Annotated in this window: 12 protein-coding genes and 1 pseudogene; 1 reads left to right on the forward strand and 12 read right to left on the reverse strand. The window is 40.1% G+C overall.

The features are described from left to right. Positions 1 to 141: 141 nt before the first annotated feature. On the reverse strand, positions 142 to 1,071 hold the full coding sequence (locus N8M20_RS01880) for a peptidase U32 family protein (RefSeq protein WP_261078876.1): 930 nt from the start codon (positions 1,069 to 1,071) through the stop codon (positions 142 to 144). A gap of 139 nt (positions 1,072 to 1,210) precedes the next feature. On the opposite strand from N8M20_RS01880, the gene N8M20_RS01885 reads away from it, so the two are divergent. Continuing rightward, a complete protein-coding gene (locus N8M20_RS01885; RefSeq protein WP_261078877.1) occupies positions 1,211 to 1,498 on the forward strand; it encodes a DUF3270 domain-containing protein in 288 nt (95 codons plus the stop codon). 32 nt (positions 1,499 to 1,530) lie between these two features. Here the strand turns inward: N8M20_RS01885 and ciaH are convergent, their stop codons facing one another. The 11 genes and pseudogenes from ciaH to N8M20_RS01940 all read right to left on the reverse strand — a co-directional run bounded on the left by ciaH (position 1,531) and on the right by N8M20_RS01940 (position 11,171). Beyond that, complete coding sequence (gene ciaH, locus N8M20_RS01890; protein WP_261078878.1) at positions 1,531 to 2,865, reverse strand: two-component system sensor histidine kinase CiaH; 1,335 nt, start codon at positions 2,863 to 2,865, stop codon at positions 1,531 to 1,533. Beyond that, complete coding sequence (gene ciaR, locus N8M20_RS01895) at positions 2,855 to 3,529, reverse strand: two-component system response regulator CiaR (RefSeq protein WP_000590639.1); 675 nt, start codon at positions 3,527 to 3,529, stop codon at positions 2,855 to 2,857. Before ciaR ends, ciaH begins: the two co-directional genes overlap by 11 nt. 214 nt (positions 3,530 to 3,743) lie before the next feature. Further along, positions 3,744 to 6,290 (reverse strand): M1 family metallopeptidase, encoded by a 2,547-nt coding sequence (locus N8M20_RS01900; protein ID WP_261078879.1) that lies wholly within the window; start codon positions 6,288 to 6,290, stop codon positions 3,744 to 3,746. Between the two features lie 122 nt (positions 6,291 to 6,412). Continuing rightward, positions 6,413 to 6,853, reverse strand: coding sequence for an ASCH domain-containing protein (locus N8M20_RS01905; RefSeq protein WP_261078880.1), 441 nt, complete (start codon positions 6,851 to 6,853; stop codon positions 6,413 to 6,415). Beyond that, on the reverse strand, positions 6,850 to 7,698 hold the full coding sequence (locus N8M20_RS01910; RefSeq protein WP_261078881.1) for a putative PEP-binding protein: 849 nt from the start codon (positions 7,696 to 7,698) through the stop codon (positions 6,850 to 6,852). Before N8M20_RS01910 ends, N8M20_RS01905 begins: the two co-directional genes overlap by 4 nt. Next, positions 7,676 to 7,993: pseudogene (locus N8M20_RS01915) on the reverse strand (NUDIX domain-containing protein). The gene N8M20_RS01910 and the pseudogene N8M20_RS01915 overlap by 23 nt, the downstream one beginning before the upstream one ends. A 10-nt stretch (positions 7,994 to 8,003) precedes the next feature. Beyond that, positions 8,004 to 8,702, reverse strand: a complete 699-nt coding sequence (locus N8M20_RS01920; protein WP_261078882.1) for a 3-oxoacyl-ACP reductase — start codon at positions 8,700 to 8,702, stop codon at positions 8,004 to 8,006. Further along, positions 8,695 to 8,931 (reverse strand): DUF2829 domain-containing protein, encoded by a 237-nt coding sequence (locus N8M20_RS01925; protein WP_049479736.1) that lies wholly within the window; start codon positions 8,929 to 8,931, stop codon positions 8,695 to 8,697. Before N8M20_RS01925 ends, N8M20_RS01920 begins: the two co-directional genes overlap by 8 nt. 99 nt (positions 8,932 to 9,030) lie before the next feature. Then, the gene (locus N8M20_RS01930; RefSeq protein WP_261078883.1) at positions 9,031 to 9,957 is read right to left on the reverse strand and encodes an aldo/keto reductase; all 927 of its coding nucleotides are present in this window, start codon (positions 9,955 to 9,957) and stop codon (positions 9,031 to 9,033) included. Positions 9,958 to 10,031: 74 nt separating this feature from the next. Then, positions 10,032 to 10,847: a hypothetical protein gene (locus N8M20_RS01935; RefSeq protein ID WP_261078884.1), complete on the reverse strand. Its 816-nt coding sequence runs from the start codon at positions 10,845 to 10,847 to the stop codon at positions 10,032 to 10,034. A gap of 3 nt (positions 10,848 to 10,850) precedes the next feature. Further along, positions 10,851 to 11,171 carry a PadR family transcriptional regulator gene (locus N8M20_RS01940; RefSeq protein WP_000665422.1) on the reverse strand — a complete coding sequence of 107 codons (321 nt, stop codon included), beginning with the start codon at positions 11,169 to 11,171 and terminating at the stop codon, positions 10,851 to 10,853. Positions 11,172 to 11,390: the final 219 nt, after the last annotated feature.

The following is an 11,390-nucleotide window of genomic DNA, read 5'->3' on the forward strand; positions in this document are numbered from 1 at the left end:
CAAACTCAAGAAGGTTACTTGTATTAAAATTCCCAGTAAACAGAGCATCCTAGCCTACTGATTTTTTGAAAATGGTGAAGAAATACGAAAAATTGAGAGAAGAAATGTTTGCATCTTCCTTCTCTCAACGAATCATTTACTTTATTTAACCATGTCAGGATCGTAGTCATAAAATCCTGTATCAAGGAAACGGTTTTTAGGGTGTAACTTACGTACTTCCTCATCCAGCAAGAAGGCTTGGTCATGGCTAAAGTTGCCCTCTTGAATCAAGCTACGCGCTTGGATAAAGAGTTTTGCAATCTCAATAAAGTTCTGACCTGGTGTGTAGAGCCCTTCTAGTTTCCAGTGAGTGAAACCGTGCTCTACCAATTCTGTCAATTTGGTCATCAAATCAAGGTCATTGTTGGCAAAGATGTGGGTCCCATGATTGTCTTCAAAAATGGAATAGTGACTCTCTGGGTCACTTGGTTCAGCCAAAAAGAGGTCACGCTTGCGAGTCTTTTCATCATCGATATGCGTAAAGTTATAGTAGTTTTGCAAGAGTGGACGTTTAGAATGATGGATAACGCTAGCTCCGTAAACCAAAACTTCAGCAGGAATTTCCAAAATCTCTGGCATTTTGAAGAGTTCAGCTGATGGAATTTCACGCGCCAAAACAGCCTCAGATGCGCCAGCTTTTTGTCCCCAGAAGTTTATCTGACGACTGCTAGTTACCATAGTCGAAGCATCGTAGATGGTCTTAAAGGAATAACCATCGCGGTTGACTACGTAAAAGACACCTGCATCCCCAATCGTAATGTAGTCTGTCTTGATTTCTTCCAAAAAGTCTAAGAAGGGCTTGATACGGTCCATCATATCTTGGTGCATGAGGGCATTAACCGCAACAATCAATTCCTTACCTGCTTCATGGACCAACTTAGCAATTTCACGCAATTGGTCATAACTAAAGGTCGTTGGCAGACGAAGGCCAAAATCTTTCTCACCGACATAGATCCGGTCTACGCCAGCTTCGAGCAGTTGTTTAACTTGTTCAATACTTTCAGCAGTTGCTGTAATGATAATCTTTTCCATAAGAAAAATTATACCATATTTCTCCAAAATCAGCTATTCTTTGAAAATGAAAAGGGACTTTATTCTTTTTGTAACCTTTCTGTAATAATTCTCTCCTGAAAAAATGATAAAATAGGTATGTACTGTTAAGGAGAGAATAATGCCCGTAAGAAAATTACAATCCTATGAGGTAGACTATCAAGAAGAATTAAGCCAACAGATTCCTCGCTATCAAGATTATACACCTGAAGCGCAATCTGATGCCAATCTCAAGGAAATCCTATTTTTTGTTAATATTGCTGTTTTTTGTATCTGTATTGCTATCTTTAGTTTTATCTTTTTAGCATTAAAATTATCACCTGCTCTTGCCTTTACCGCAGCAATCGGATCCAGCTTACTTGTCTTAAAAGTTCAACGATCTATTATCAAACGAAAACGTAGAAGATAAATCCAAATATCGCCCCGTCTGGAGCGATATTTTTATTTTTTCTTTTTAGATGGTGTGTGGATAGCAATCTTCACTTCAAAGATTGTTCCCTTTGGTTTATTATCTTTAACAGTAATGGTTCCTTTAAGCGCATCTACAATTTGCTTGGCCAGAGATAATCCTAAACCAAAACCACCTTTTTGGCGGGTTCTAGCCTTGTCCACTCGATAAAAACGATCAAAAATTTTCTTCTTATCTTCTGTCGAAATACCGACTCCATTATCAGAAACAAGTAAATACAGATTGCGATCTGTCGCCGAGATAAGAAAATCAATTTCACCATCCTCTTCAGTATACTTGACAGCATTATCAAATAGGATAGTCATCAACTGCTTCAAGAGAAGCTGATCTGTGACAATCGTGCGATGAATCCGATTTTCAAAACGGAAGACACGATCATTTTCCGAAGCAATCATCTCATAGTTTGTGAAAGTCGTATTGAAAAAACTAGTTGGAACTTCTGCAAGTTCTGGCTTAATGCCATCATCTCTACGAGCTAAGTTCAACAAGTTCGTCGTCAAAAACCGCATATTTCGGACTTCTTCCAAACTCGATGCAATGCTTTCGCTCACATCCATAATGGTTGCTTCTGGCTTACGAAAAAGGGTCTCTAAACGATTTTGCAAAACTGCGAGTGGAGTTCGTAACTCATGACTGGCATTTTCCACAAAGGACTGTTGCTTCTGCATGCTCTCAAGCAGAGGACGAACACTGACCCTAGCTAGATAGAGACTGGCAAGCAAAGACAAAATCCAGAAACTAGCCATCACGACCACAATCAATTTCTCGTGCTTTTGACTGGCCTGCTCCAACTGACTGGTATTAATCAAGATAGCTGCATACTTGATATTGGTTGAAACCGAACTGATATTCGTTTCCATCAAGATCATGCGATAGATTTCTTCTTGTCCATAGCTATTAAAAACCTGAATCTGATAGATATGGCCTAGTTCTTTTTTCTCTAACTTAATCTTATCCAATCCCAAAAATCGATTTCCAGAAAGGAGCTGGGTAAAATTCTTATCAAAAAGAATAACCTCCGTATTGGAACTGACATTGGGTTTTATCTCAGTCTTACTAGTATCTGTAGCGGCATTCTCTAAGTCTTTAATCTCTTCTGTTGCCCTATTTACAGCAAGCTGAATAACTGCCTGAGGATTTTCACTCAGTCCATGAAGCTTATCATCCACCGAAGTATAGAGACTCGAGTGCATGACCTGCAAAATAATTAGAGTCATGGTGGAGAAAATCAGAGTGAAGACACCAAAATTGCGAATAAAATAACTAAAATCATCCGCATACCATGTTTTTTTTAGTTTACTGAACATCTTTTAAAATATACCCAACACTGCGCAAGGTTTGCAAATTCTCTGCAAAAGTGGTTCCTTTTAATTTCTTACGGACTTTTGAAACATAGACTTCGACAACTGAAATCGTTGTGTCACTATCAAATCCCCATAGACGATCAAAAATCTGAGTCTTAGGCAAAATAACATTTTGATTTTGAAGGAAATAAACCAGTAAATCAAACTCTTTCCCCAGCAATTCGACAGGAGTATCTTCGACTTTGACGGTATTGGTTGACAAATTAACTACAATATTTCCATAAGTCAAGGTGTTTTCATTAAACTTGCCTGAACGTTTGAGAAGCGCTTGAATCCGCATTTTGAGTTCTTCTAGGTAGAAAGGTTTGGTCAGATAGTCATCCGCTCCCAGTTCAAATCCATGTCCCTTGTCATCCAAACTTTCCTTGGCAGTCATGATCAGAACTGGTGTCGTAATTCCTTTTTCACGTAATTCTTTCAAGACTTGGAAGCCATTTTTTTCAGGCAACATCAAATCGAGCAAAATCAAGTCATAGACGCCACTTTCGGCTTCGTAGAGACCTTCTTCCCCATCAAATACCTGCATGACATCCGCAAAATCGTCTAAAAAGTCAAATACTGAATTTGACAGGCCTAGATCATCCTCAACCAATAAGATTTTTATCATGAGAAACTCCTCCTTATTAAAACCATTATACCAAATTTGCCTTAAAAAAAACTCAACTCTCCGCATTTTATACTCAATGAAAATCAAAGAGCAAACTAGAAAGCTAGCCGTAGGCTGTACTTGAGTACGGTAAGGCGACGCTGACGTGGTTTGAATTTGATTTTCGAAGAGTATTACATGAGATAGCTGAGTTTTCTTTTTATTTTAGGCTCATTTATGCATTTCCGTATTGAAGAACGACTGCTTCCACTGCAGCTTTTTCACGGTTAATCAAGTCAACACGCGCTGCAATTTCCTTGATTCCCATACCGATGTTACGGCTAAGAGCAAGGTCAGAAAGTTGCGGTTCAAAGAATTCCTTGTACTCTGCCAAGCGTTGCTGAGTCTTAAATACATGAGCGGGAAGGATAACAAAGCTATCAAAGCTCATATCTCCACCAAGAGCTGCCTTAATCCAAGCCCAGTTTTCACGCGCCCAAGACCAAGCTGTTTCCTGAGTTGCTTGGTGAGCTAGGAATTGGTAATACCAAGCAGACAAGTCCTGCGGTTTGACCACAAATTTGTCCTTCCAAGAAGCAATCAAGGTTTGGATATTGTCCGCATCTTTACTATAGGCAAGAGCAGCTGCCAACTGACGTTTAAAGACAGCATCTGTTGCATGAGTATAAGTATCAAGATAAAGTGCTAACAAGTCTTTGGTCTCATGATGTTTCATCTCATTGATCAGAACTTGTGAGCGAATAGCTGCTGGAAGTCCTGCAAGATTATCCTTGTGAGCTGCGAAGATTTGGCTAGCGACTTGACTAGCTTCTGCATCATTTGAGCGAATCATCATAGAGACAGCCAACTGACGAACCAATTCATCCTCATCTGATTCGCCATCTTTAGCTTCAAAACCAAGACGGTCATAATTATGACGAGCCAATTTAGCAACCAAGGCTTTGAAGGCTCTTTCAGCTTCTGTTCCTTCATCGATAAAGCGCTCAAGAGCAGAAATTACTTCAGAAACAGCTGAAACGACAAGGTAAGATTCTTCCTTAGCAAGTTTATCAAGGACTGGAAGCAAGTCTGCATAAGAAATGTGCCCTGCTTCAGCAAGCAAACGACGTTCTTGGACGATTTGCAATTTGCTTGTGTTATCAAGATCAACTAGGTCAGCAAGAACAGCATCTAACAAGTCTCCTTGATAGTCTGTAATGTAGTGGGCTGTATTTTCTGTGTTGAGACGAAGAGCTCCGTCATTTTCAGCAAGAAGAGCTGCGTAGCCAGAAATTTCGATACTTTCAGTTTCAAGTGTATCAGGCAAGCCTTTCCAGTTGCTATTGAGTGGCACAACCCAGAGACGGTTCTTGTCTTCGTGCTCACCGATGAAGAATTGTTTTTGTGAAATCTTCAAAACATCATTTTCAACTTTGACAGTAAGAACTGGGTAACCAGGCTGTTCCAACCAAGAATCCATGAAGGCTGCGACATCACGTCCTGACGCTTGACCAAGGGCATCCCAAAGGTCACTACCAATGGTGTTGCTGTATTGGTGTTTTTCAAAGTAAGCATGCAAACCTTTGGCAAAATCGGCATCACCTAGCCAACGACGAAGCATGTGCATGAGACGGCTTCCTTTGGCATAGACGATAGCACCATCAAAGAGCGTATTGATTTCATCTGGGTGTTTGACTTCGACGTGGACAGACTGAACACCATCAGTCGCGTCACGTTCAAGAGCAAGAGGTACTCCACCTGTTTGGAAATCTTCAAAGATATTCCAGCTTGGTTCAATGGCATCCACACAGACGTACTCCATCATGTTAGCGAAGCTTTCATTGAGCCAAAGGTCATCCCACCATTTCATAGTAACGAGGTTGCCAAACCATTGGTGAGCCAACTCATGTGCCACAACAAGGGCAACTTGTTGACGGCTGGCAAAGGTTGAGTTCTCATCGACAACCAAGTAAACTTCACGGTAGGTCACAAGACCCCAGTTTTCCATAGCTCCAGCTGAGAAGTCAGGAAGGGCGATGTGGAGAGATTGAGGGATTGGGTACTTAACTCCATAGTAATCTTCGTAAAACTCGATTGAGCGAACAGCGATATCCAGTGAGAAATCAAGGTTAGATAGTGGGTGGGCTTTGGTTGAGTAGACACCTACAAGGGTACCGTTTTTAGTTTTAGCCGTCACACCTTGCAAATCACCCGCAGCAAAGGCTAACAAGTAAGAAGACATGCGAGGTGTTGTCTCAAACTTCCAGATACCTGTTTCCTTACGGTTTTCAACATCGATTTCTGGCATGTTAGACAAGGCCAATTCACCTTCTGCTTGGTCAAAACGTAGAGAGAGGTCAAAAGTTGCTTTAGCTTCAGGCTCATCCACACATGGGAAGGCTTCACGCGCAAAATGGCTCTCAAACTGAGTAGACAAGACTTCCTTCTTGACTCCATCAACTGTGTAGTAAGATGGATAAATCCCTGTCATGTTATCTGTGATTTTACCAGAAAAGGCGATAACCACTTCAACTTGACCAGCCTCAGCTAATTCAATATGAAGAGCTTCATTGTCATGATCAACTGTGAATGTGCGAGCTTCCCCTGCAACTTCTACAGTGGCGATTCCCAAGTCTTTTTGGTGAAGGGAAATACGGTCACTCTGTGCTTGACCAGTGATGGTCACCTTCCCTGAAAACGTCTTGGTCTCACGACTCAAGTCTAAAAATAAATCATAATGTTCAGGAACAAATTGCTTAATAAAATGTTCAACTGCTTGCATAGTTTTCTCCTATCTAAGTTTAAGAGCTAAAGCTCTTCTTCAAACAAACTTATTATATCATGTTTTGCTTGAGAAAAAAGGATTGGACGGGTGATTTCCAAAACTTTCTTCCGTCTAACAGTCTACAGTGGGTAGACCTTGCGAAATTCTTCTAAAACAACCTTGCTTTCAGGTGTAAAAGTCAGTCCTGCTTCTCTCAGCCACTCGGCGAAACAATCCTCATGAACCTGACACCAATAGGCTAGGGATTTGTCACCTTCCCCTTCCTTAAAGGCATGTTGAGCAGAAACTTGATTGAAGGCCTGGACAGAAACCTTTGTAATTTCGACAATACAGACAGCCTGATTTTGACTATCCAAAATGACATCAAAAGTTCCTTCTTGCGGAAGGGGCTCATCTTCTAGTGCGTAGAGATCGTAGGCTGAAGCTGTTGCAGTCTTTTCGCCTCTTAAAACCAAATCTGCTAAAAGTTCTGGTTCCACTCCAAAAGCCCAAGCATCGATTTCATCTCCTATAGAGGGGTTAATTTTCTTGTATGCATTCCACATTTCTTGCGGTGTCATGGGTTGCTCCTTTGTAATTTTTTACTTACTTCTTTTACACGTTTGAGGTGGTCTGGATGGTCAATCTCTAAATTAAAAATCTCTGGAATAGAACTGTAGTGAATAATGCACTTGATACCCATCTGATTCATTTTTTGTATGAAAGAATCATTCAGATAGCCTGCTAAAACAAAGTCAATCTTTTTCATCCTTGCTTTATCCTGCATCTGTCTTAGCATATCTAACATTATTGGACTTTCCATATCATGCCATTGACTGTTTCTCACAGTCGCAAAAATAAAAGAAGTCAAATCATTCATTCCAACTACAATCTTTGAAATGCCCGTTTCCAGTATCCTATCCAAGTCAAAATACGCTGACGGTAATTCAATCATCGTGCCGATTTTCCCAGTAAAACCATACTCACGCAATACTGTAATAGCTTGCTTTAACTGCTCAGCATCATTGACAAAAGGAAAGATAACAGATAGATTGGGATTGTTTTGATGAACTTCTGTAACGACATGTGCTTCAGCCTGAAATTCATCCGGACACGCCAGTAAACGCCTCGTTCCTCTATATCCAAATAAGGGATGATTTTCATCAAAATACTCTTTAGTCCCCTTTAAACAATTAGCTTCTGTATTCGTTAATTCAGAAAAACGATACCAAACTTCTTCATCTGAGTACAGGGAGCATATAGTCTCTAGATAATCTTTTACAAATTGCTGACAACTTGCTAATATGATGTTTTGATTAAGCTCTCTCAACAAATATTCCCCACGAATCATGCCAACATGATGAAATAGTTGTGGGTAAACTTTTTCATCAAGTTTTTCGCCACTAAGAGCAAGTTGGTTTTTCATCATTCACCTTCCAATTCATGCAAGAAGTCTTGTACAGTTCTGGAAATCCTAATAATTATGCTTTGACCTTCAAGACCAGTGACGGTGCATTTTCTTTGGAATAACTTCTAACAGTAAATCCCGTCTCTTCCAAAACTTCTCTAATCAGCGTTTCCATCAGTCCTTCACCAAGTTACTGACTGCCTCCAGGTAGATCATACCTATGTTGATAAGGGCCTCTCGTTTTTTCAATGCGGAGTAACTTCCCATTTTCAAAGCAAACAGCGTAGACTCCAAAGTGTCTTTTGATTTCCATCCAACTCCTCCTACTTCAACGACCAGCCACCATCTATTGTCAACATTTGTCCCTGCATGGCAGATGCCTTTCCACTGGCCAAAAAGAGACTGACTGCTGCTACTTCCTCTGGCACGATCCAGCGTTTGATTGGTGTTTCACTCGCCACCCAGTCTGCTAAGCCACCTGGTTCAAAGTCGGCAGCGGTCATAGCTGTCTTGACTGCTCCTGGAGCAAGCCCAAAGACCTGAATCCCAGCTTCTGCATAGTTTAGAGCTAGCTGTTTGGTGAAGCCAGCCAAGGCATGCTTCGAGGAAGTATAGGCGTGTCCACCGCCACCTGCTAGGCTAGAAGCAATGGAGCACATATTGATAATGATTCCTTTTTTATTCTCCAGCATTTGTGTCAAATAATGCCGAGTCAACTCAACAGGAGTCACATAGTTGATTTCAAAAATCTCTTGAATTTCCTGCGCTGTTTGTTCCAACAGTGGTTTGTAAGCATCCAAAACTCCAGCAGTATTGCACAAAACATCAACCTGAGGACACCAGCTAAAAATTGGCTCCAAGTCCAAGGTCAAATCTCTCTGTAAAAAGTAGAAATCACCATCTAAAACTGGATTTTCACCTTGGTCAACTCCGTAAACTTGATAGCCCTTCTCTAAAAAGAGGCGAGCTTGAGCCAATCCGATACCTGAACTCACTCCTGTAATGAGTACACGTTTAGTCATGCACTTCTACCCAATCCGTCGCCAAAACATCACAAGGTGTCGGGCTCCACATGGAAAAACCTTCTCCCTCTCCAGACACGTTGATTAGGAAATAGGGTGTCACTTCAAGTGCAATCCCGTTTTGTTCAATGGTGTCAAAAAGTTGGACATAGTTTTCAGCACCTCCCCAACCAGTACGTACATATTTTTTCTTAGCCTTTAACCCAGGCAGAATTTCTTCAAATGTCATGTTTTTCTCCTTTAATATCAATAATTCTCCCCTTCATTATAACAAAAAAACCGCTTTGCAACGGCTTTTTGACTGTGATTTATTTACATCTGCTTCTACTTACGGCAAATTATTCCCTGCTGCAAGATAAATTTCATACCATTCTTTTCTTGTTAAGCTAAAGTTTCCCGCTTGGCTAACTTCTCTCAAGTGCTTAGGATTTGTTGTACCTACGACTGCCTGCATTTTTGCTGGATAACGCAATATCCAAGAAATGGCAATAGTTGAAGAGGTTACTCCATATTTAATAGCTAAACGATCAAGTACTTGATTTAAAGCTTGGAATTTCTCATTTCCAACAAAATTCCCTTTAAAATACCCGAATTGTAAGACAGACCATGCTTGAATGACCACATCGTGTAATTTACAATATTCAAAAATGCTGCCATCTCGCATAGCTGCTTGACTATCTTCCATATTAACATGAAAACCTGATTCGAATCCTGGAGTAAAAGCCGCACTCAATTGTAGCTGATTAACAGCTAACGGCTGCTTGACATCTTTTTTAAGCAACTCCATCATCATAGGATTTTGATTAGAAACTCCAAAATCTCGAACCTTACCTTGTTTATAAAGAAGATCAAAGGCTTCTGCTACTTGGTCAGATTCCATCAAAGCATCTGGTCGATGAAGGAGCAAGCTATCTAGATGATCAATCTTCAATCTTTGCAAAATTCCGTCAACTGATTTTATAATATAGTCCTTAGAAAAATCAAAATAGGTAAATTCTTCAATGCGAATGCCACATTTTGACTGAATCCACATCTCTTCTCTTAAATCTGGACGATTTTTTAGGACAAGACCTAACAGTTCTTCACAACGACCACGACCATATATATCAGCCAAGTCAAAAGCATTGATTCCAACAGAAAGTGCTGTTTCTACAAGCTCTTCAACTTCTTTTACAGACTTATCTTCTATTCTCATCATTCCGAGAACAATTTCTGATAATTCTTTGTCATCTTGACCAAGAGTTATGTATCTCATCAAATTTTTCTCCTTAAATTTCTAACATTCTTCCCTTCATTATAACAAAAAACCGCTTTGCAACGGCTTTTTGACTATATTTCACTCCATTTTATCTTCTTAAACCCACGGAACAAGAGAAAAATGCCAATAAAAAGAACAGCTAAAGGAATAATCTTTGTAAGAAAAACATTTGAAATTCCCATCCACTCATAGTAACGAAGCAGAGAACCTACCACAAGATGGGCAATAATCATACTAACAAATGGACGAAAGACCGCTTCTTTCCAATTCCAAATACTGATGACTAGGGAAATCGTAAAGACAGACAAACTATCCCAGGGAGCAGGAAGATAAAATGCTCCTTCTTGTACAAAACTTCCTATTCCTACATATCCCAGAACAACTAGCAGAACAAGAATCCCAACGACAATATAGGTGCCAATTTTCATTTTAGGAGAATCTTGGACTAAGCCCCAACGTAAGATTGTGGCTACAAGCCCAAATCCGACCAGAAAAAGAAGAAGTTGCCCTAAAAAAGTAAGCAAATTGACTGTTAAGAGAGGACCTTTAGAAAAATCACCCAGTAGATGATAGTAGCGTAATATCGCTAGGACAAAAATTGGTGTTAAAAGGGACTCCTTGATAGAACTGCGTGGTGCTTCCTTGAGAATCTCTTTCATTATTTTTTTAGGATTCTTACCTAGATAATCCTCTGCACTCATGCCATCTCGTTCTGCTTCTGAGAAATCTAACATCATCAAATAAATCTGCTCTCTGAGATAGTCCTCATCATAGAGAAATCCAGCAAGATTAAAACTATCCCACAGCTCCTCAAAATACTGCTGATTCTCCTCAGAAAACTCATGCAACAAAGCGCTTGTTTCTTCATAATACTTCATTTTCTTCATGGTTTAACCCCCATTCTTAATTCCTTCTACTTTTTGACTCAAATCGTCCCATTGTTGCCAAAAGACCGAGACACGCTCTTCTCCTTCTTTAGTTAATGAAAAATACTTTCGATCTGGACCATCTGGCGACGGGCGCATATCGCCTCTTATCCATTGATTTTTTTCTAACTTTTGCAACAAAGGATAAATAGTTCCTGGAACAATAGTGTCAAATCCAGCCTCTCGCAAAGTTTGAACCAACTCATAACCATACCGCTCTTTTTGACCAATCATATCCAAGACACAACCTTCAAGAACACCTTTTAATAGTTGAGTTTCCTTCATCCCTACTCCCTTCTAATCTATTTTGTAATACCTACTAGTGGCTTCACCTATAAAATACCACTTTCACACTAGTTTGTAAAGCATAATAGTCGATACTCTTCGAAAATCTCTTCAAACCACGTCAGCATCGCCTTATCGTAGATATGGTTACTGACTTCGTCAGTTCTATCCACAACCTCAAAACAGTGTTTTGAGCTGACTTCGTCAGTTTCATCTACA

Source organism: Streptococcus mitis (genome assembly GCF_946190275.1).
Classification (GTDB): Bacteria; Bacillota; Bacilli; order Lactobacillales; family Streptococcaceae; genus Streptococcus; species Streptococcus mitis_DC.